The sequence below is a fragment of the Exiguobacterium sp. SH4S7 genome, from assembly GCF_004336795.1.
GTDB classification, from domain to species: Bacteria; Bacillota; Bacilli; order Exiguobacteriales; family Exiguobacteriaceae; genus Exiguobacterium; species Exiguobacterium aurantiacum_A.
In genome coordinates this window covers 467,272-488,574 of the sequence record NZ_SJUT01000002.1, presented here as the reverse complement: position 1 = coordinate 488,574, position 21,303 = coordinate 467,272, and the positions used below count along the sequence as shown (strand labels likewise).

Annotated in this window: 21 protein-coding genes; 11 read left to right on the top strand and 10 right to left on the bottom strand. The window is 54.2% G+C overall.

Annotated elements, in window-relative coordinates:
* Nucleotides 1–94: 94 nt before the first annotated feature.
* Both EVJ29_RS06540 and EVJ29_RS06535 read right to left on the bottom strand, forming a co-directional pair.
* Nucleotides 95–832: an ABC transporter permease subunit gene (locus EVJ29_RS06540; RefSeq protein WP_070327797.1), complete on the bottom strand. Its 738-nt coding sequence runs from the start codon at nt 830–832 to the stop codon at nt 95–97.
* Nucleotides 810–1,742, bottom strand: coding sequence for an ABC transporter ATP-binding protein (locus EVJ29_RS06535; RefSeq protein ID WP_131465585.1), 933 nt, complete (start codon nt 1,740–1,742; stop codon nt 810–812). The genes EVJ29_RS06540 and EVJ29_RS06535 overlap by 23 nt, the downstream gene beginning before the upstream one ends.
* A 334-nt stretch (nt 1,743–2,076) precedes the next feature.
* On the opposite strand from EVJ29_RS06535, the gene EVJ29_RS06530 reads away from it, so the two are divergent.
* Entirely contained in the window at nt 2,077–4,923 is a 2,847-nt protein-coding gene (locus EVJ29_RS06530; RefSeq protein WP_131504830.1) for a 2-oxoglutarate dehydrogenase E1 component, read from the top strand.
* 18 nt (nt 4,924–4,941) lie between these two features.
* Nucleotides 4,942–6,213: a 2-oxoglutarate dehydrogenase complex dihydrolipoyllysine-residue succinyltransferase gene (gene odhB / locus EVJ29_RS06525; protein ID WP_131504829.1), complete on the top strand. Its 1,272-nt coding sequence runs from the start codon at nt 4,942–4,944 to the stop codon at nt 6,211–6,213.
* A 36-nt stretch (nt 6,214–6,249) separates the two neighbouring features.
* Here odhB and EVJ29_RS06520 read toward each other — a convergent pair whose 3' ends face one another.
* Nucleotides 6,250–7,845, bottom strand: coding sequence for a diguanylate cyclase domain-containing protein (locus tag EVJ29_RS06520; RefSeq protein WP_131504828.1), 1,596 nt, complete (start codon nt 7,843–7,845; stop codon nt 6,250–6,252).
* A gap of 153 nt (nt 7,846–7,998) precedes the next feature.
* Here EVJ29_RS06520 and EVJ29_RS06515 point away from each other — a divergent pair, with 153 nt between their 5' ends.
* From EVJ29_RS06515 to EVJ29_RS06500, 4 genes are all read left to right on the top strand, one after another.
* A complete protein-coding gene (locus EVJ29_RS06515) occupies nt 7,999–8,670 on the top strand; it encodes a DsbA family protein (RefSeq protein ID WP_131465579.1) in 672 nt (223 codons plus the stop codon).
* A complete protein-coding gene (locus EVJ29_RS06510) occupies nt 8,667–9,086 on the top strand; it encodes a disulfide oxidoreductase (RefSeq protein WP_070327791.1) in 420 nt (139 codons plus the stop codon). The genes EVJ29_RS06515 and EVJ29_RS06510 overlap by 4 nt, the downstream gene beginning before the upstream one ends.
* Before the next feature lie 4 nt (nt 9,087–9,090).
* Nucleotides 9,091–9,678, top strand: coding sequence for an SCO family protein (locus EVJ29_RS06505; protein ID WP_131465577.1), 588 nt, complete (start codon nt 9,091–9,093; stop codon nt 9,676–9,678).
* A 90-nt stretch (nt 9,679–9,768) separates the two neighbouring features.
* Nucleotides 9,769–10,863, top strand: coding sequence for an MBL fold metallo-hydrolase (locus EVJ29_RS06500; protein ID WP_236633420.1), 1,095 nt, complete (start codon nt 9,769–9,771; stop codon nt 10,861–10,863).
* 25 nt (nt 10,864–10,888) lie between these two features.
* Here the strand turns inward: EVJ29_RS06500 and EVJ29_RS06495 are convergent, their stop codons facing one another.
* A complete protein-coding gene (locus tag EVJ29_RS06495; RefSeq protein ID WP_131465575.1) occupies nt 10,889–12,106 on the bottom strand; it encodes an MFS transporter in 1,218 nt (405 codons plus the stop codon).
* 172 nt (nt 12,107–12,278) lie between these two features.
* Between EVJ29_RS06495 and relB the strand changes: the two genes are divergently transcribed.
* Nucleotides 12,279–12,500 carry a type II toxin-antitoxin system RelB family antitoxin gene (gene relB / locus EVJ29_RS06490; RefSeq protein WP_131504827.1) on the top strand — a complete coding sequence of 74 codons (222 nt, stop codon included), beginning with the start codon at nt 12,279–12,281 and terminating at the stop codon, nt 12,498–12,500.
* Nucleotides 12,501–12,562: 62 nt separating this feature from the next.
* Here relB and EVJ29_RS06485 read toward each other — a convergent pair whose 3' ends face one another.
* Together EVJ29_RS06485 and trhA are read right to left on the bottom strand one after the other, a co-directional pair.
* The gene (locus tag EVJ29_RS06485) at nt 12,563–13,258 is read right to left on the bottom strand and encodes a DsbA family oxidoreductase (protein WP_131465571.1); all 696 of its coding nucleotides are present in this window, start codon (nt 13,256–13,258) and stop codon (nt 12,563–12,565) included.
* 86 nt (nt 13,259–13,344) lie between these two features.
* Nucleotides 13,345–13,989: a PAQR family membrane homeostasis protein TrhA gene (gene trhA, locus EVJ29_RS06480; RefSeq protein ID WP_070327786.1), complete on the bottom strand. Its 645-nt coding sequence runs from the start codon at nt 13,987–13,989 to the stop codon at nt 13,345–13,347.
* Nucleotides 13,990–14,114: 125 nt separating this feature from the next.
* Between trhA and EVJ29_RS06475 the strand changes: the two genes are divergently transcribed.
* A complete protein-coding gene (locus EVJ29_RS06475; protein ID WP_131465569.1) occupies nt 14,115–14,639 on the top strand; it encodes a DUF1836 domain-containing protein in 525 nt (174 codons plus the stop codon).
* Nucleotides 14,640–14,681: 42 nt separating this feature from the next.
* Here EVJ29_RS06475 and EVJ29_RS06470 read toward each other — a convergent pair whose 3' ends face one another.
* The 4 genes from EVJ29_RS06470 to EVJ29_RS06455 all read right to left on the bottom strand — a co-directional run bounded on the left by EVJ29_RS06470 (nt 14,682) and on the right by EVJ29_RS06455 (nt 17,411).
* Nucleotides 14,682–14,960 (bottom strand): hypothetical protein, encoded by a 279-nt coding sequence (locus EVJ29_RS06470; protein WP_131457522.1) that lies wholly within the window; start codon nt 14,958–14,960, stop codon nt 14,682–14,684.
* Nucleotides 14,961–14,974: 14 nt separating this feature from the next.
* Nucleotides 14,975–15,589, bottom strand: coding sequence for a PH domain-containing protein (locus EVJ29_RS06465; protein ID WP_131489934.1), 615 nt, complete (start codon nt 15,587–15,589; stop codon nt 14,975–14,977).
* 13 nt (nt 15,590–15,602) lie between these two features.
* The gene (locus EVJ29_RS06460; protein WP_131457518.1) at nt 15,603–16,436 is read right to left on the bottom strand and encodes an aldo/keto reductase; all 834 of its coding nucleotides are present in this window, start codon (nt 16,434–16,436) and stop codon (nt 15,603–15,605) included.
* Nucleotides 16,437–16,499: 63 nt separating this feature from the next.
* Complete coding sequence (locus tag EVJ29_RS06455) at nt 16,500–17,411, bottom strand: MBL fold metallo-hydrolase (protein WP_070327781.1); 912 nt, start codon at nt 17,409–17,411, stop codon at nt 16,500–16,502.
* A gap of 366 nt (nt 17,412–17,777) precedes the next feature.
* Between EVJ29_RS06455 and abc-f the strand changes: the two genes are divergently transcribed.
* The 3 genes from abc-f (at nt 17,778) to EVJ29_RS06440 (ending at nt 21,281) form a co-directional block, all read left to right on the top strand.
* Nucleotides 17,778–19,475, top strand: coding sequence for a ribosomal protection-like ABC-F family protein (gene abc-f / locus EVJ29_RS06450; protein WP_131504826.1), 1,698 nt, complete (start codon nt 17,778–17,780; stop codon nt 19,473–19,475).
* A 12-nt stretch (nt 19,476–19,487) separates the two neighbouring features.
* Complete coding sequence (locus EVJ29_RS06445; protein ID WP_131489932.1) at nt 19,488–20,261, top strand: hypothetical protein; 774 nt, start codon at nt 19,488–19,490, stop codon at nt 20,259–20,261.
* A gap of 117 nt (nt 20,262–20,378) precedes the next feature.
* Nucleotides 20,379–21,281, top strand: a complete 903-nt coding sequence (locus EVJ29_RS06440) for a cation diffusion facilitator family transporter (RefSeq protein WP_131504825.1) — start codon at nt 20,379–20,381, stop codon at nt 21,279–21,281.
* The last annotated feature ends 22 nt before the right edge of the window (nt 21,282–21,303 follow it).

The following is a 21,303-nucleotide window of genomic DNA, read 5'->3' as shown; positions in this document are numbered from 1 at the left end:
AGAATACCGTATCATCAAACAAAAAAACCTCTGAAATGTTGGGATTGTGTGTCCGACAGTCAGAGGTTTTGTCACGTTCATAGAGAGGGGCAGGTTATTCCGCGAACGTCTTGCTGCGGAACATGAACGCCGTGATGATATAGAAGGCGATGATGTGGATCAACACGTAAAACGCTGAGAACCAAATCGTCACGTCCATCGTCTCCATGAAGCCTGGACTTTGATAATAAATGGACAAGTCCGTGTGCAAAAAGACGATCCATTTAGCAATGGCCGGCTTCCATGCGATGAGGAGGCCGCCGATCATCGTCGAGACGAAGTTCGCGAGTACGGTAAAACCGATGACGACACCGACCGATTTGAAGACGACCGAGAACATGAGCGTCAAGAAGATGACGAACACGCCGCTCGACACGCTGAGTAGGACGTTACGGAACTGTTCGAACGTCAAGTTCCCGTCAAGCGTCAAAGCGAAGCCATACGTCACAGCAAGGATGAACACGAACTGGGCGAGCATGATCAGGATTGCGGCAACGAGTTTCGACAGCAAGATCCGGTCACGGGAGTACGGACTCATGAGCAAGTGTTTCAACGTGTCGAACTTCAGTTCATTCCCGATCATCTCAGCGGTGAACACGATCGTGAAGATGCCGAGGAATGTCATCGCGGCCATCGTGGCATAGTTGACGAACGTTGTCGCATCTCCCGACTCGTTTCCACTCGTGACGATGACGTACGTTAAAATGATAATCCCGGTATACATGCCGAGGGCGATCAGCGGCTTGATCGTGCGCCGCCATTTCATAAACTCATTGGCTAGTAATGAACGCATTGTTCGTTCCTCCTTCTTTCTTCGTCACTTTGAGGAATTGATCCTCGAGCGTCTCGTACTTCATCCCGATTTGGAAGACGTTGATGTCTTGATTGATGAGTCGTTTCAATAGAACCGGGATATCCGTCTCAGGGCGGGGGACGAGGAACGTCTCAGCCGATTGCTGAACGATTTTCACATCGTCAAACAGCATGGCGGCCGCGTCGAGCGCCTCGTTCATTTGCTCGCGTGATACTTTACATAGAATGACGCCTTCTTCACGCGTCGTCCCGTCTTGGACCGATTTGATTTGACCGTGGTCGATGATTGCGAACCGGTCCGTGATCAGTTCCATCTCACTAAGTAAGTGGCTCGAGATCAAGATGGCGATGCCGCGGTGCTCGGCGAGGTGCCGTAAGTAGTTGCGCAGGTCGGCGATGCCGGCCGGGTCGAGCCCGTTCGTCGGCTCATCGAGAATGAGCACTTTCGGATTGTGGAGGAGCGCACGGGCGATCCCGAGCCGCTGCTTCATTCCGAGCGAGTACTGTTTGACTTTCATGTCGAGCTTCGATTCGAGCCCGACGAGTGCCCCAAGGGCGTTCAAGTCGACTTTTTTCAAATTGGGGATCAAATTCTTGGCGTGGATCAAGTTTTCTCGACCAGTCAAGTAAGGGTAGAACGCCGGGTTTTCGACGATGGCACCGATGCGACTGAGCGCCTCTTGGCGGTCGGTTGATACGTCGAACCCGTCGACGGTAACGGAGCCGTGCGTTGCCGGCATTAGACCGGTGATGATACGGATCGTCGTCGTCTTTCCGGCACCGTTCGGACCGAGGAAGCCGAAGATTTCGCCGGGCGTGACTTCGAAGCTGACGTTGGTCAGAACGTTCGTCTGGCCCAGTTTTTTGTGGACATTTTGGACGGATAACATGTTGTCACCTTGCTTTCGTTGAGATTTATTTCCAAGCTTGCTAACATTGTATACGACAAGACTGAAAGAAGGTTTCACCTTTTTTTGAAACAATTGAATCAAACGACAACTTTCACAATTAGTCGATAAGTAAAACTTATTGAATTAGTATGGACGAATTGTGAATTTGAAAGGGTCTTTCGACCTGGAAAGGTGTAGTATGAAGAAGAGAGTAAGAGGCAAGATTTGGCTCTTTTCACGGCCTGAATCAGATGGATGAACTGATTCGTGCGGCCTTAAAAAATGAAAGCGTTCACACATCGGGCGCATAGGAACGGACAGGGGGATTTATTCAATGGGAGAGTCGTCGAACGGTCGCGAGCAATCGCAAACATTTTATGGTCCAAACTTAGGCTACATCGTTGAATTGTACGAGCAATATTTGGAAGACAGAGAATCGGTCGATGCGGAGACGCGTCGTTACTTTGATGAGAACGGTTCACCCGAACAAGCGGTACCGGTCGCACCGGTCGCTTCATTTGATTTGGAGAAAATCGTGGCGGCGACTCGGCTCGTCAATGATATCCGGGCGCTCGGTCATAAAGCGGCTGATATTTATCCGCTCAAGGACCATCCGCGTGAGCACGGGTTGTTTGTGTTCGACCGTTACGGGTTGAACGAGTCAGACCTCGAGCAGATCCCGGCACACTTGCTGTCAGAAGACGTACCGAAGCCCGGCGCGAACGCACTTGAACTCGTCCGTCATTTACTCGACGTCTATACAGGGACGGTCGCCATCGAGTTGCGCCACTTGGATGATATGGAAGAGAAGCGCTGGATTCGCCGCCGCATCGAGCAAGGCGCATTGAAAGCCACGTATTCAAAAGAAGAGAGACTCGAATTGTTCGAGCGTTTAGCCGAGACGGAACTGTTTGAATCGTTCCTTCATAAGACGTACGTCGGACAAAAACGTTTCTCGATCGAAGGACTCGACAGCATGGTCCCGCTCCTTGACGCGATGGTCGGACGGCTCATCTCGAGCGGTTCGGAACACATCAACATCGGGATGGCACACCGTGGACGTTTGAACGTCCTCGCCCATGTGCTCGGTAAACCGTACGAAATGATCTTTGCCGAGTTCCAGCACGCACCGAATAAAGAACTCATTCCGTCAGAAGGTTCGATCGGCATCAACTTCGGCTGGTCGGGCGACGTGAAATACCATCTTGGACTCGATCGCCGCGTGTTAGATGAGAAGAAAGAAGTCCGCTTGAACCTCGCCAACAACCCGAGCCACCTTGAATTCGTCGGCTCGATTGTCGAAGGTTACACGCGTGCCGCGCAAGACGACCGCTCTGCAAAAGGGATGCCGGTCCAACACGATGACAAGGCTGCTTCGATCTTGATCCACGGGGACGCAGCGTTCCCAGGCCAAGGCATCGTCGCCGAGACGCTCAACATGACGAACTTGACGGGCTACCGGACAGGCGGCACAGTTCACGTCATCGCCAACAATACGATCGGCTTCACGACCGACCCGAGCGACTCGCGCTCGACACGTTATGCGAGCGATATCGCCAAAGGCTACGAGATCCCGGTCTTCCACGTCAACGCCGACGACCCGGAAGCGTGTGTCGCCGTCGCGAAATTGTGCAGCGAATACCGTGCCAAGTTCCATAAAGACATCCTTGTCGACTTGGTCGGCTACCGCCGCTATGGACACAACGAGATGGATGAGCCGATGAACACGAACCCGGTTCTATACAAAGCCATCAAAGAACATCAATCGGTCCGTCACGTCTATGCCGATCTTCTCGAAGCAGAAGGCGTCATGACGAAAGAAGACAAAGCGACGATCGAACAATCGATTGAAGATCGCTTGAAGTCAGCGCGCGACCTCGTCCCGGCTGAGGAAGAAGATGCGGACATCGTCTTGCCGGAAGCAGTCTATAAAGGATTCCCTTACGTCGATACGGCAGTCGAACGCGACTTGTTGCAACAGTTGAACGATGAGCTGCTCGTCTGGCCTGAAGGGTTCGGCTTGTTCCATAAGCTTCAAAAAGTACTCGACCGTCGTCGTGACGCGTTCGGGGATAACGGGAAGATCGACTGGGGCCATGCCGAGACGCTCGCCTACGCCTCGATCATCTCGGACGGGACACCGATCCGTTTGAGCGGTCAAGATTCAGAGCGCGGGACGTTCGCGCAACGTAACATCATGTTGAACGACGTCGAGACCGGCAAGAAATTCTCGCCACTCCACGAGTTGTCGACGGCGAAAGCCTCGTTCACGGTGCACAACAGCCCGCTCTCGGAAGGCTCGGTGCTCGGCTTTGAATACGGCTATAACGTGTTCGCACAAGATACGCTCGTGTTGTGGGAAGCGCAGTACGGTGACTTTGCCAACTCGGCCCAAGTCATGTTCGACCAGTTCATCTCGGCTGGTCGTGCGAAATGGGGTCAAAAATCGGGTCTCGTCATGCTGTTGCCGCACGGTTACGAAGGACAAGGTCCGGAGCACTCGAGCGCGCGGATGGAACGTTATTTGACGCTCGCCGGTGAAAAGAACTGGACGGTCGCTAATTTGTCGACGGCTGCCCAATACTTCCACATCTTGCGTCGTCAGGCGAAGATGCTTGGTACTGAGCAAATCCGACCGATGATCATCATGACACCGAAGAGCCTGCTTCGTCATCCACTTGCAGCCTCAACGGTCGAAGAGTTGTCAGATGGCAGCTTCTGCCCGATCGTCGAACAAACAGGTCTTGGCGAACAGCCGGACAAAGTCGAACGCCTCGTCTTCTGTTCAGGGAAGATGGCGATCGATCTGCAAGAAGCGACGATGAAGTCAGAGGAGTCACTCGACTTCCTCCACATCATCCGCGTCGAAGAAATCTATCCGTTCCCGGTCCGTGAGATTCGCGACGTCATCAGTCGCTACCCGAACGCCAAAGAGATCGTCTGGGTACAAGAAGAACCGAAAAACATGGGAGCTTGGACATATATCGAGCCGCGTCTTGAAGCGGTGACATCGAACCGTCTGAACGTCCGTTACATCGGCCGCCGTCGCCGGTCGAGCCCGGCTGAAGGAAATCCGACAGCACACAAACAAGAACAAGCACGCATCATCCGTGAAGCCTTATCCCGTGACGCCGTCTCAAGTGCGGCTGGAGCGAGCACATACCAAAAAGATCGTAAATAAGTTAAGGGGGAACTCATTGTGATCGAAATTAAAGTACCGGAATTAGCAGAGTCCATTACGGAAGGAACGGTCGCGTCATGGCTCAAGCAGCCAGGCGACCACGTTGAAAAAGGGGAGGCCATCGTCGAGCTCGAGACAGACAAAGTCAACATCGAAGTGCCGTCCGATGAGTCGGGAACGTTGGAAGAACAACTCGCCGGGGAAGGCGACACGGTCCAAGTCGGTCAAGTCATCGCCCGCTTAAGTTCAGGATCAGCCGGCGGCACGGCCGTCGCGACGAAGACGAAGACGGAAGCAGCGGCAGAAGCTGCTCCGGCTCCAGCCGAGACGAAAACAGAAGAAGTCGGCGAAGCGAAAAAAGTCGAGCGTCGTGAAGAGCACGTGGCAAGCCCAGGTAAAGGCCCGATCGCTACACCGGCGGCACGCAAGCTCGCTCGTGAGCGCGGGATCGACCTCTCGGCCGTTCAGACGAACGACCCGATCGGCCGCATCAACGTCCATGACGTGTCGAACCACAACGCAACACCGGCTCCAAAGCCAGAAGCACCGAAAGCACCGGCTGCGGCACCACAACCGGTCGCGAGCGGCAAAGACGAAGAGCGCATCAAGATGACGCGTCGTCGTCAAACGATCGCGAGCCGTCTCGTCGAAGTCCAACAGACGGCGGCGATGCTCACGACGTTCAACGAGATCGACATGACGGCGGTCATGGCGCTCCGGAAACGTCGCCAAGAGAAGTTCATTAAAGATAACGACGTCAAACTCGGCTTCATGTCGTTCTTCACGAAAGCGGCCGTCGCGGCTCTAAAACGGATGCCGTATCTGAACGCTGAGATTCAAGGCAACGAGATCGTCTTGAAGAAATATTACGACATCGGCATCGCCGTATCGGCACCGGACGGACTCGTCGTCCCGGTCGTCCGGGAAGCGGACCGTAAAAACTTTGGCGAGATCGAGAAGGATATCATCCATCTTGCCGACAAGGCGCGCAACAATAAGCTCGGGCTTAGCGACCTGACTGGCGGCACGTTCACGATCACGAACGGCGGCGTGTTCGGTTCACTCTTATCGACACCGATCTTGAACGGACCGCAAGTCGCTATCCTCGGAATGCACACGATCCAACTTCGTCCGATCGCGATCGACGCCGAGACGATTGAGAACCGTCCGATGATGTACGTGGCGCTCTCATACGACCACCGCATCGTCGACGGTCGTGAGGCCGTGACGTTCCTCAAACACATTAAAGATATGATTGAAGATCCAGAACAGTTGTTGTTCGAAGCGTAAAAAACAGGTCCATGTCGCAAGTGACATGGACCTTTCTTATGCAAGCAGCGTCTCATCGAGCGTGATCTGGTTCTTGCCGCTCGCTTTCGAGCGGTAGAGCGCCTGGTCGGCCCGTTCGATGGTGAGATGCGGCGGCGTGTTTGAATGCCAGAGCGCAGCGCCGATACTCACACCGACAGCAGCCGTCCCGCCGTCAAACGATACGGGTGCGGACAACGCGGCGATGGCATCTTCCCCGATCTGCTGGACGTCGCGGTCACTTCGGTTGTTTCGTTCGAACAGAAGGAAGAACTCATCTCCGCTCAATCGGACCGGGTATAGCCCTTCGAGAGGCAGTTGCTTCAGCCGGTCGGCGATCTCGACTAGCACTTCGTCGCCTGACGCGTGCCCGTACGTATCGTTGACTGCTTTAAAGCCGTCAAGGTCGATATAGAAGCAGATATAGTCGTTCGTTGTCAGTTGTGCGTCATTCAAGTACTGACGGAGCGCCGTCCGGTTGGCGAGACCGGTCAATACATCGTGGTTAGCGAGTGATTCGAAGCGGACCCGTTCGGTCTCTGAATTGGTCAGCGACGTGACGAGTGACTCAAGGGCGAACGCGAGCGACTCGATCTCATGGATGCCGGATTGATGCGGGAATGTCTTCGCTTTTCCTTGCTTCATGAGCGTCGCCGTCTCAGTGATTTTTTGCAGTGGCCGCGTCACGAACAAGGCGAGCAGCCAACCGAGCAGGGCGGTCACGATCGAGGCGACGAGACCGATCCATAAGATGTTGTTTTGCAGCGACGTGACGGGGGCGAACGCCACGTCGACCGGTTGCCGGACGACGACACTCCAGCCGAGACCGGCGTAGTCGTCGTACCCTTCTCCGATAGCGACACCGGTCAAGTATGACGTTCCATTTTCCCATGTCTCGACATGCCAACCGTCTTCGAGCGTCGTCGGGAGCGTTGTTCCGACGAGATGATCGGGACCGAGCAGCACGGTGTTGTCACGTCCACTGACGACGAACATGTCGGTATAGTCCGAGTGATGGTGCAACGTGCGGTTAAAGTGCTGGAGCACTTCTTCTCCCCATTCCCAGCTCAGGTGGGTCGCCAAGACGCCTTTAAATTCACCGTCGCGCACGATTGGGACGCTGATGTCGACGAATTGGAGAGGTTCTCCACTCGGATTGGGGAGTTTTTCAGCGAGGAGAACGGCCTCGTGGACGTCCCCGATGAACGGTTGTTGTTGCGCTTCCGAGAAGACCGGACGTTCGGCGATCGACATCCCTTCTAAAATCCCGTCCGTCGAGGCGGTGACAGTCCCCGATGCATCGGTCACCCCCATCCACGAGAAAGCAGGGATGTTCGTTTGGACCTCATCGAGAAGGGCCCGGCTTTCGCGCGGTTCGTTCAAGGCGTCGAGTCCTTGGAGCAATTGGACTTCCTGATAGCGCGACCACATATAAAAGTCGAGCTTATCGACGAGCTGGTGCGATGTCGTCGACAGACGTTCCCCGATCTCTTGTTCAAGCGACGCGGCTGAACGCTCGCTGATCGTATACGTTAAGGCGAGTGTTAGAATAAAGACGAGACTGGCAATGCTGAGTGCCAAGATTAACCCGAGGCGCATCGAGAACGATTTCATAAATAGTTCCTCCTACAATAAACATTCACTTTATTCATCGTCAAAATATGGACGACTTGAAGCAAAGTCGGTAATAAACAAGTCGATTTCGTGGAATCGGATAGCGCTTTCGCTATAATGAAAGACGAATCGATAAAAATAGAGGTGAGACGAATGAAACAAAATCAAGCATTGGTCGTCGGGACGCTCATCGCGGTCGCACTCATCGCGGTCGTGGTCGTTCTCTTGAACCGACCGGCCGAGCAGGCAGAGACGGCGGCGCCGGCTACGAGCGAGCACGTGCCGACAGACGGGCAACCGACGCTCGGGGAAGCGGACGCACCGGTCTCGGTCGTCGAGTTCGGGGACTACAAATGTCCGTCTTGTAAACAATGGGGCGAGACGATCTATCCGCAGCTAAAGGCGGACTATATCGATACGGGTGACGCGAGCTTCAGCTATATCAACGTCTTGTTCCACGGACAAGAGTCGATTTTGGCGTCACTCGCTTCAGAATCGGTCTATAAGCAAGACCCGGATGCGTTCTGGGACTTCCATAAGGCACTCTATGACGCGCAACCGGCGAGCCAGCAGCACGACGAGGCGTGGGTCACGGTCGAACGATTGAAGCAGATCGCAGGCGAGACGACGTCGGTCGACATGGCGAAGTTTGAAGACGACTTGAGTGAAAACTCGAGCGTGCTTGAACAGGTGAGTCTAGATGACGGATTCGTCAAAGAATACGGGGTCCAGTTCACGCCGTCGATCATGATCAACGGCGTCATGCTAGAAGACCCGTTCGACTATGAGGCGATCGAACGATTGATTGAACAAGGGGCACCATGAAGCAGTCGTTCTTGAGCCGCTACGGCTTGTATCTCGCTTGGCTCGTCGCGCTTACGGCGACGCTCGGCAGTTTATACTTCAGTGAGATTCGCGAGTTCGTCCCGTGCGAACTGTGCTGGATCCAACGTATCTTCATGTATCCACTCGTCTTCGTGCTCGGTATGGCTGTATTCACGAACGATCGTCAAGTGAAGAAATATGTATTGCCGCTAGCAATCGGCGGCGGTATGATTTCACTTTACCATTATCTCGTGCAAAAAGTACCCGGTTTTGCCGACATCAAACCGTGTGTCGAAGGCGTGCCGTGTAACGTGCAGTACATCAACTGGTTCGGCTTCGTGACGATCCCGTTCCTCGCGCTCACGGCGTTCACACTCATCACGCTATTATTGCTCAACATAAAAACGGACAAGTAAGGGGATGGAACGTTTGAAAAAATGGATGCTGATCGGGCTTATGAGTTTACTCACTGTGCTCGCCGCTTGCGGCAATGAGATCGAAGACCCGCTCAACTGGGAGATTGAATCGTTCGACTATATGAACCAGGACGAGGAGATGGTCAGTCTCGACGACTTGAAAGGGAAAGTGTGGATGGCCGACTTCGTGTTCACGAACTGTGAGACGGTTTGCCCACCGATGACGTACAACATGACGAAGCTGAATGAAGCGCTCATCGAAGAAGGCGTCGAGGACGTCCAGTTCGTGTCGTTCAGCGTCGATCCGACCGTCGACACACCGGATAAGATTAAACAGTTCATGTCCGGGTATGACTTGGCGCAAGCCGACTGGCAGTTCTTGACCGGCTATTCGCAAGACGAGATCGAGGCGTTCGCGCAACAGAACTTCAAGGCGCTCGTCCGCAAGCCCGACGAAGGCACGCAAGTCGATCACGCGACTTGGTTCTATCTCGTCGATCAAGACGGAAAAATCGTCAAGGCGTACCAAGGGTTCCAAGACGTACCGATCGAGGATATCGTCAACGATATTAAAATTTTACAGAAATCTTGAGGGCGACGCGATGTCGTCCTTTTTTGCGTATTCAAAAACAGGGGAATCCGGCATGTTGCCGTATAATAAGCAATAGAGGAGAGGATATTTTTGAAAAAAACACTACTCGTTTCATTGATGGGTTTGGCTGCTGTGACGGGTACAGCACTCACACAATATAAGCCGCTCGGACGCAAGCCAAAAGCGCTCCAGTCGCCGAATCTTGTCAACGGCAAGTTCCGCAATCAGCTTGAGACACCGATGCGGTTTTCAAGCGATGATATGATCTCGATGTCGAAAGAATTTTTGCATCCGGACTCGCTCCGGAAGCCGAGCGTTCGGTTGCCGGTCGTCCCGATCGACTTCACCGAGACACTTGGCTCGAGCTTCACCCGCATCTATTGGCTCGGCCATTCGGCGATGCTCGTTCAAATGGACGGCAAGACAATGCTCGTCGATCCGATGTTCGGCCGGAGTCCGTCACCGCTCCCGTTCGCGAAGAATGAACGGTTCAGCGAGGACTTGCCGTTCGAGCTCGACGATTTGCCGTCGATCGACGTCGTCTTGCTGACGCATGACCATTACGACCATTTGGACTATGCGACGATTCAAGCGATCAAAGACAAAGTCGCCATGTTCATCGTCCCGCTCGGCGTCGGCAGCCATTTGAAACGTTGGGGCGTCGGGGCAGAACGCATCGTCGAACGCGATTGGGGCGATACGTATCAGTTCGGGACGTGGACGTTCGTCTGTACACCGGCCCGTCACTTCTCGGGTCGTGCCCTCACCGACCGTAACGCGACGCTTTGGGCGTCATGGGTCGTCATCGGTGAGACGGACCGCTTGTTCTTTAGCGGCGACGGCGGTTACGGTCCTCACTTCAAAGACATCGGGGACGAGTACGGACCGTTTGATTTTGCGGCGCTCGAATGCGGGCAATACGATGAGCGGTGGCCGGACGTGCACATGCAGCCACGAGAGACGGCTCAGGCGTTCCGCGACGTGCGGGCCGATAAGATGTTGCCGATCCATTGGGGCGCATTCACGCTATCGTTCCACGCCTGGTACGACCCGGCCGAACAGATGACGCAGTTGTTGCCGCAAGAACACGTACTTACTCCGATGATCGGGGAACGGATCACGCTCGACGGACGCAACGACACAAACACGTGGTGGCGTGACATCGAGGACATGAACAAGCGCTGACCGAATTCGGTCAGCGCTTGTTTTGTTAGGACGAGATCCGTTCGGTCTCGTCCGTTTCGATATAAAGCTTGTGTTTCCGCGTATAGACGAGGAAGGAAGCGGTCATCGCGATTGAACTTACCCCGAACAAGACGACCATGAGCTGCAGACCGATCAAGTCGAGGAAGAAGCCGGTGACGAGCAGGACGACTTGAAAGACGATGCGGTCGAGCATGTTCCGGAACGAGAAGAAGCGTCCGTGATAGTCTTTCGGCATCCGCGTCTGGAAAATCGTCACCGCGGTCGGGAAGAAACAACCGACCGAGAAGCCGAACAAGACGAACGCTGCGATCGAGACGACTGGGATGTCGGCGAAGTACAGCATGAGCTGAGCGATCCCGATCAAAAACGAGAACGTGAACAAGATTGAGAATACGGAGAACTTCTCACCGATCCGTTTGATGACGAACGCGCCGACCATGAAGGCGATCCCTTCTGCCGTATAAATCCAGCCTTTGATCGCGGTCGAATCTTGCAGCTCGCTAATGTTGATGACGAGTAAGTTAAACCCGCCGATGAAGAGGAGCGGGATGAGCGTCATGACGAGCGTCATGAAGATGACCGGGATCGACTTGATGATCGGGAAGACGTCCTTGAATCCGCCTGACGACTTCGTATCGACTTTTCGGGCGGACGGTGTCGTCGTCTCGTCGATGTTCAAGAACCACGTCGCGACGGCGAGCAGCAAGTAGGCGACGAGCGAGAGCGCGTAGACGTCCCGCAGCGAGATGAGCGTGAGCAAGATGCCGGCGATGGCCGTTCCGATGACGCGTGATAACGTCGATACGTTCATATGGACCCCGTTCAAGGCGAGCAGCTCGCGTTCTTTAACGATGAGGGGGATCGCTGCTTGGAGCGCTGGGAAGTAAAACGCGGCCGACCCTTGCAGGAAGACGAGGAAGACGACCATCCACAGGACGCTTCCCGTCTCGATGGCGACGAACATGAAGAGAACGCTGAGCGCCCGGACGATGCTCGAGATGAGCATGATTTTCTTTTTGGAGCCTTGATCGGTGAGACGACCTGCGAGCGGTCCGATGGCGACGCCTGCGAGTAGGCCGCCTGCGAGGATGAGCGCTTTGACGAAGTCGGACGGGACTTTCTCCTGCATGAACTCCAAGTTGCCGATGATGCCGAGCCAAAGCCCGAGACCGGCGACGAACTCCCCGGTCAAGATGATCCAGACGTTCCGATTTTTCCACATATGTTAAGTCCTCGATTCTTATCAGTTAATAATAATTATGCTCGAGAATGATTCATTAAGCCACAAAAAAGAAGCCGAGATTCGACTTCTTCTCCCATTCATTGATTCATGCGAACTGATTATATAAACACTCTGATTTCGTAATACAATGTGTGTAAAGGAGGGTGATTGTATGGGAACGATATCTGTGCGACTCAATAAGGAAGACGAACTTCTCATTAGAGAGTATGCGAAAACAAAAAATCTTACCCTCTCTATGCTTGTTCGGGAAGCTGTCCTAGAACGAATAGAAGATGAATTAGACATAGTGCTTTATCATGAATCAATGAGTGCACATCAAGAACATTCTGAAGCAATTTCATTCGAGGCCATGCTAAAGGATTTGCAAACTTAGATTAAACCTAAAAAAGCATTCGTCCGTATTCAGACGAATGCTTCTCTGTCGTTCTTTTGAAGTCAAATATCGCAGTTATCATCCGTGCACGTCGCGCCACCCGAGAGCACTTGAAGCGTCGGTGCCGATTCGGCCCACGTCTTCTCAAGTACTTGCGTGAACGCCTCGGTCGGCTGGGCGCCGGAGACGCCGTACTTCCCGTCAAAGACGAAGAACGGGACACCGGTGATGCCGAGATCGCTCGCGCGTCTTTCTTCAGCACGAACCTCTTCCGTGTATACGTCTGAAGCGAGCACGTCTTTCACGGCGTCAGCATCGAGTCCGACGCTTGTCGCGATCTCGACGAGGACGTCGTGGTCGCCGATATGTTTCGCCTCGATGAAGTACGCTTTGAGGAGCGCTTCCGACAGTTCCTTCTCTTTACCGACCGTCTTCGCATAGTGCGTCAACCGGTGCGAGTCGAGCGTGCCGGTGACGACCATGTTGTCAAAGTCATAGTCGAGTCCGACCGATTGAGCTTGAGCGGCGACTTGGGCCGTCGTTGTTTTCGCCTGCTCGAGCGGCATGCTGTATTTCTTCGCGAGCACTTCATAAATCGAACGTGAATCGGTCGTCGGGGCGTTCGGGTCGAGTTCGAAGCTCTTAAACTCCACTTCGACCTTGTCCGCGTGTGGGAACTGTTCGAGTGCTTCTTCTAGACGGCGCTTGCCGATATAACAGAACGGACAGACGTAATCTGACCAAACTTCAATTTTCATAGTGAATCCCTCCTACAGTCAGTGTAGGATGTCTTGAAATTGAAGTAAATGAATGTGCTCACAAAAAAAGCCCTCACGAGGAGGACTTAAAAGACGTACCAGAACACGCAGACGAAGTGGGCGAAGCTGCCGAACAAGATGAACAAGTGGAACACCTCGTGGAAGCCCCAACCGCGCCAGTTGACGAACTTCGGCTTGAAGCCGTAGATGAGACCGCCGACCGTGTACATGAAGCCTCCGAGCAAGAGCCAAAAGATGCCGCCGTTGCCGATCACGCTATGGAGCGGTCCGATGAAGAAGACCGACAGCCAGCCCATACCGATGTAGAGAGCAGTCGACAAGAAGCGTGGGGCGTGGAACCAGACAAGTTTGAAGATGATGCCGAACAAGGCGAGGACGTGGACGATACCGAACAGCACCCAGCGCATCGGGCTTTCGAGCGCGAGCAGTGTGAGCGGGGCGTATGTCCCGGCGATCAAGGCGTAAATCATCGCATGATCGATTCGTCGGAAGAACGCGATGACTTTCGGCGAGGCGATGATGCTGTGGTACAAGCCAGACGACAGGTAAAGAAAGACGAGACTGATTCCGAACAAAATCGCCGCCATGATGGCGAGCGGTGAGCCGAGCAGTGACGCTTTCACCGTCATCGCGATCAAGGCGATGAAGGCGAGTACCGCTCCGGCGAGATGGGTCAGCGCGTTAATAGGTTCCCGAAAAATCGAATTCATGCAAAAACACTCCTTATGACGTCATGTAGTATCCATAACTACATGATAAGCGGTATGGGCAAGAAGAACAAGGTTTTTGTTTCGACAAACGACGATTGTCCGTATACTGAAAGTGAGGTGATTCGATGAAACCGAACGAGATTGTACGGACGGAAGGCACGCTCCCGAAAGCGGTATTGCCGACGATCGACTTATATATGGACCAAGTCATCCAACTGTTCGAGCAGCATTACGGCAAGATGAAACGTAATGAAGACGAGACGATTTTGACGAAGACGATGATCAACAACTACGCCAAAGGCAAGTTGTTCCATCCCGTCAAAAACAAGAAGTACACGAACGAGCATTTGATGCTACTAAGCCTGATTTACGAGATGAAAGGGCTGTTGTCGATCAACGACATCAAAGAGACGCTCCGTCCATTGAACGAATCGGACGAGGCGTTCTCGCTCGAAGACTTTTATGACGCCTATCAGGCTCAGAAAGAACAAAACTTGCAGGCGTTCGAGACGCAAGCCGAGACGCTGCTCGCGAACGTGAAAGCGACTGAAGCGAGTGAAATCCAACAGTCGCTCGCCATTGCCTCCGCGGTGCATATGAGCCACTTGTACCAACGGCTCGCCGAACGTTTGATTGACGAAAGTAAATAAAAATGTCCCCTAGACTCCGTTTGTAGTCTAGGGGACATTTTGTCATTTTAGATGTTCGCGTTCGAAGCGCTCACCTTTGTTGTACATTTTAACGACGAGAAGTGGTGCTAAATAACTGATGGTCACAAGAATGAAAAGCGTCCATAAGAGATTATAATCTAACATTAGACGCTCATACGTGAACGACAAAAACAAAATGACGGTGATATGAACTAACGGGTGGAGGTTCCTGAGCAAGGCGTTGAGCACACTACTGATGAATACAGTCAAAATCACGAGCATGAACAAGAAAAACGCAATCAACAACCACATGTAGTCCATACGTCACCACCAAGTTAATTATTGATGTACTTCTCGAACACGTCACCGAAATCTTTCCGGTTCCATTCGTGATAGTGGCCTTGGAGCCAGTCGAACGATTGTTGCGACAAGTCTTTGAACGTCGTCGCGACGTTCATGTCCCCTTGACGGAGGCCGCTCAGAACTGACACGGAATGCGTGAGCGACGCGTTGGCGAACTCGAGCATTTTCCGGCCTTCGCGTTGTTTCTCGGCGATGGCGAGGAGTGATTTGTACAAGTCTTTGACGTGCTCGATTTGCTTTTTGTTTACGTCGATCGAGTATGGCTTATCGCCGATCGTGAACTTGATCTCGACGTCTAAGTCGACCGTGCCGGCCGTCTCGAACATGACGTGTTGGAGCGGATGTTGCGCGTACGGATAACGATACAAGACGCGCTTCGAACTGATGGCGCTCGCGCCGTCGAGATGGATCATCGCGAGGTTCGTGAAGCAGTACTCATCCGATTTCGACTTGATCAAGAAGTAAATCTTCTCGTTGTCCTCATGTAAGACGTAATCGTCGGCATCGGCCTTGTCGAAGTCTTTCGGGTCGATGACTTCACCGATATCGCTAAAGCCTGTCAAATCAGAAGCTAGTTTTTTGAACATGTACAGTCTCTCCTCAGTAGTGGATTTTGTGCATCTCGACCGGGTCGGACCCGGTCCGCTCGTTCCGGTTGAGTCCGTCGATCGCTGCCATGTCTTCTTTCGTCAACGTGAAGTCGAATACCTGTATGTTTTCACGAATCCGACTCGGTGTGACCGATTTTGGAATGACGGCGACACCGTTTTGAAGATGCCAGCGCAAGATGACTTGGGCCGGGGACTTGCCGTACTTGCTCGCGATGTCGACGATCGTCGCATCCTCGAGCGCCTCACGACCTTTCATGAGCGGACTCCACGCTTGGATCTGGATGTCGTAGCGCTTGCAGTACGCGATCAATTCTTTTTGGGACAAGTATGGGTGGATCTCAACTTGATTCACCGCCGGTACGATCGCACACGATTGGATGATCTGTTCGAGGTGTTGAATCTCGAAGTTCGAGACGCCGATGGCCCGTACTTTGCCTTCCTCATACAACTGTTCGAGCGCTTTGTACGTCTCGACGAACTTACCGAAGCGCGGCATCGGCCAATGGATCAAGAACAAGTCGACATAGTCGAGACCGAGTCGGTCGAGGCTGTCTTGAAACGCCTGGAGCGCCTCGTCGTAGCCGTGAAACTCGTTCCACAGCTTCGTCGTCACGAAGATGTCTTCGCGCGGGACGCTCGACTCACGGATCGCCTGCCCGACGCTCTCTTCGTTCTGATAGATGGCGGCCGTGTCGATCAACCGGTAGCCGGCGTCGAGTGCCGCCTTGACCGTGTCGACCGTGACCGTCCCGTCTTCAACTTTGTACACGCCGAGCCCGAGCATCGGCAGTTTCACATCATTATTGAGTGTTGTCCATTCCATAATTTGATTCCCTCCCTCTCACATCTAACGTTACCGAAAATCACGACAAAGTGAAAGCGAAACCTACAGCCGAATGCTTTCTCCGTGCGCCTTAATCACGATTTGATCGCGTTCGAGTTTGGCCGCGGCGACGAGGCGGTCATACGGCTCCTCGACCGGCTCGTATGATAAGACGAACGTGTCCCAGTGCATCGGGAAGAACCGTTTCGCTCCGCTCTGTTTGAACATCGTCCACGCTTGCTCCGGGGTGCAGTGCGCTTCCTGGAACGAGTCCGGTTGATACGCACCGATCGGGAAGAAGGCGAGGTCGATCGGTTCTTTGCTCGCGAGCCCGTTGAACGCTTCGGTGTACGCCGTGTCGCCGGCGAACAGCATACGGACGCCTTTATATTTCAAGACGTAGCCGTTATAGCCCATATGTTTGTCCCACGGGAAGCGGTTGCCCCAATGCGCGACCGGGATCGCTTGGACGTTGAGTCCGTTCGCGAGTGTCAACTTGTCGTGGGGATGCATCTCGAGCGTCTGTAGGCTCGGATAGTGACGCAACAGTTTGCTCGTCCCCGGTGCCGAGATGACGACCGTGTCACGGGTGATGAGCCGCTTCAAACTTTTATGGTCGAAGTGGTCCATATGGGCGTGGCTGAGCAAGATGACGTCGACGTGACCGATCTCTTCGATCGAGAGGGCAGGGGCGGTATGCCGTTTCATGCCGAACGTGACGGGACCGACGTGGACACCGATCCGTTTTGAGAATACCGGGTCGGTCAAAATTTTGAGGCCGTACCAATGGATGAGCACGGTCGAGTGGCCGATCCACGTGGCGCTCACGCTCGTCTCGTCGAAAATGGACAAGTCCGGTTTGATCGGCGCCTCTTTAAAGTCAGGACGCGGTAACCGCTGTTTCAGTCGTGTATAAAAGAACGTGCCGACGCTTGCCAAGACAGCGCTCGGGACGAGTAAGTTGCGTAATTTCATGTGAGTCACCTCGTTATATAGGATAGCTTCATCTTAACGCTGACGACTAAGACATGCATCCGCCCATAGGCGTAGAAACGATGGGAGATTGTGGGTTTGCTGGTTGCGAATCCGCTTACATTTTGGTAAGGTGGCAGTAGATTAGGAAAGGAAGGTACCGCGTGCTATGAAAAAGTCACACTCACTCAACTGATGAAACGAATCATCACTGTTCGTCTGAACAGTCACGGGTGAAGTGTGTCCAATCTCAAGCTGCGGGGTGACCCTTTTTTTCCGCTTGACCGGAGATCTTCACACCATCGCTTTCTAGCGAATGGTGTTTTTTGTTTCATCGCGTATCGGACAAACAAGCGAGGTGAGACAACTATGTTATCTGTACATCAAGTCCGGTTCGACTACGACCAGCAACCGCTATTTGACAGCGTCTCGTTCGACGTGTCAACAGGCGAACGGGCCGTCTTGTTCGGCCAAAACGGGTCAGGGAAGACGACGTTGTTCAAATTGCTCGTCGGTAAACTGAGCCCTCAGGCCGGTCGAATCGAAGTAGCCGGAAAAGTCGGTGTCGTCGAACAGACCGTGTCCGTTGGGGATGGGACGACGCTCGCGTACGTCATGAAAGGTGACAGCGAACGGTTCCGTTTGTACGAAGAAGTCACATCAGGCGACACGGAGCGCGTGCTCGCGGTGTATGACGAGGCGATGGCGTGTGACGCTTTCGGACTCGAGGCCGAGGCGAACCAAGCGTTGAAACGAATCGGCATGGATGGAATGGGATTAAGACGGCTTTCTGACTTGAGCGGCGGCGAACAGACGCGGGCACAATTGGCCCGGCTCATGATGCGTCACGTCGACGTCGTCTTGCTCGACGAGCCGACGAATCATCTCGACGTCGACTCGATCGACTGGCTGACGCGCTGGGTGCGTGAGTTTCCGGGCACGGTGCTCGCCATCTCCCACGACCGCCAGTTCATCGATGACGTCGCAACGGTCATCCTTGAACTGAGTGACGGCGAGGTCGTCCGCTATCCGGGCAACTATAGCGCCTATAAGCAGCAAAAAGCCGAGGAACGGGTGCGTGACGAGCGGGCCCACGCGCGCTATGTGGCGCGCAAGTCGGAACTGCTCGATATGATCGTCCAGTACAAAGGCTGGCACTTGAAGGCGAAAGCGACGGCGAGCGTCCGCAGTCCTGGTGCTCAGAAAGGGGCGGCGAACCTTGCCGTCAAGATGAAAGCAAGGCAACGAAAACTCGATCAGCTCGAACAAGGGCGTCCCAACAAACCGAAAGACGCGGGGCGCGTTTCGGTCCGCTTCGAAGCGGAACCGCTTGAGGCGAAGACGTGGATCACGGTCGAGAACGTCGTGTTCGGGTATGACGAGCCGTTGTTCGAGCATCTTTCGTTCACGTTCAATCGAGGAGACCGCTTGTCGATCGTCGGACCGAACGGGAGCGGCAAGACGACGCTGTTGAAGCTGCTTTTAGGGCAGCTTCAGCCAAACGAGGGTGTTGTGCATCGCCATCCGAAACTGAAAATCGGCTACTTCTCACAGACGCTCGAGCGGTTGCCCGAGGATGGGACGCTGCTTGACGCACTATTATCCGCGAGCGACATTCCGGAGACGGAAGCGCGGACGCTCCTGGCCCATTTCTTGTTCCGTCGTGACGACGTCTATAAACCGATGCGTGAGGCGAGCATGGGCGAGAAGTGTCGGATCGCATTCCTCATCCTTTATTTCTCAGACGCAGACATGCTCGCGCTTGATGAACCGACGAACTATTTAGACGTCGCGACACGCGAACAAATCGAGGCGGCCTTATCGATCTACCGGGGCGGTCTCATCCTCATCTCGCACGACCGGACGTTCCATCAGCTGACGGACCGGACGATCGAGCTCGGCGAGACGGTGCGAATTTTAGAAGCCGGACAAGACACGCCCCCCATCGACGTCGAAGCGACGATTCAGACGCTCGAGGCGCTGACGAATGACGAACAAAAATTTGTTGACGAGGCAGGAAACGTGAAGCCGTTTGACGAATCGGAACAGATGAGACGAAACGAGTAGGAGTGGAGAATAATGAAGGAAGAAGTTCGGTCATCACGGGCCGCGTCAAGGAAACGAAAACGGTTGTTACGGTTAGCGACGGCGGTCTTGTTGATCGCTTCATTGATCGGTGTCATCGCGTTCGCGGCGTACATCGATTCGCAAAAGCAGACGGCACTGCCTGAGTCGGACAACATCTCGACGGAAGAAGTCGATAGCGGGACAGAGGCGGAACCTGAAGAGGAAGCGACTGAAGAAGAGCCGAGTGAGGACGTCGTCTACATCGCGACGCCGTACACGAAAGTGTATGCTGATGATCGTGTGACCGTTCTATATGAGGCGGATCTTGGAGACCGGTTCGAACGGCTCGAAGCCGTCAGTGGATTCGTCAAACTTCAGTTGAACGACCGGACGACCGGATGGGTGACGGAAGAGCGCGTGACCGAGGAAGCGACTAGCGTCTCGGACGATGAAGTGGAACAGGCGTGGCAAACGGTCGTGCCGACGGCTTCAGCGTCTGCTTTGGACTGGCTCGGACAAGACGTGGCGACGGTCCGATCGACACTCGGGGCACCGGCGTCCGTCCAGCGCGACCAAGTGAACGAGTACCACTTCTACAATGGCTTCTTTTTAATGGTGCGTGACCAACGAGTGAAAGCGATCGATTGGGACCGTCAGACGGCCGTGACGCCTGAACTTGAGGCGGCGAGCGCCCAAAGCGCGGGCAGTTGGTATGACGGGGAGACGCTTCAATTGAAGCTGTTCCCGTATAACGGGGTCATGCGGGTCCGAATTGAACAAAAGTAAATGCTGGCGTCGAGAGGGTGCATCCTGTCGGCGCTTCTTTTTTCGAATTCATTCAAACGAGCGTTTGAATGATAGGGGGAAAAGGGATATAATGAAGGGAGAGAGGAGCGATGACGCATGGGACAACATGATCATGGCCACGAAGGCCACCACCACACAACGAATCAACGAGCATTATTGCTAGCATTTCTGTTGATCGTCACGTTCATGGTCGTCGAAGTCATCGGCGGTCTGTGGACGAACAGCCTCGCGCTCTTATCGGACGCGGGGCACATGCTCGGCGACGCGGCAGCGCTCGGGCTCAGTTTCTTGGCGGTCCGGTTCGGCGCCCGGAAGGCGACACCGAACCAGACGTTCGGGTACCGCCGCTTTGAGATTTTGGCGGCGTTCGTCAACGGATTGACGCTCCTTGTCATCTCAGGTTATATCATCATCGAGGCGTATAAGCGCTTGTTCGCGCCACCAGAGATTTTAAGCGGCGGCATGCTCGCCATCGCCGTCATCGGGTTGCTCGTCAACGTGCTCGCGGCGTGGATCTTGATGCGTGGCGAGCGGGACAACTTGAACGTCCGGAGCGCGCTCCTGCACGTGTTCGGAGACTTGCTCGGATCGGTCGGGGCCATCACGGCGGCGCTGCTCATTCTAATGTTCGGGTGGACGCTCGCTGATCCGATCGCCAGTATGTTCGTCGCGCTCCTCATCTTGGTGAGCGGGTACCGCGTGACTCGGGACGCCGTCCATATTTTGACGGAAGGGGCGCCTGACAAAGTCGACGTCGTGGCGATGCAGCGTGACCTTGCGACCGTCGAAGGCGTCAAAGAAGTACATGACCTCCACGTCTGGTCGATCACGTCTGAGGAGTACGCCGTCACGTGCCACGTGTTGATCGATGAAGCGACAGATGATCAACGCGTGCTGCACGATGTGACGGAGCGGATGAAGCAGTACGGGTCGTTCGGTCGTTCGACCGTTCAAATCGAACGAGAGACGGCACACTGCGAGGAACGAACGATCTGGTAAACGCACGAGCGGTCCCTGACAA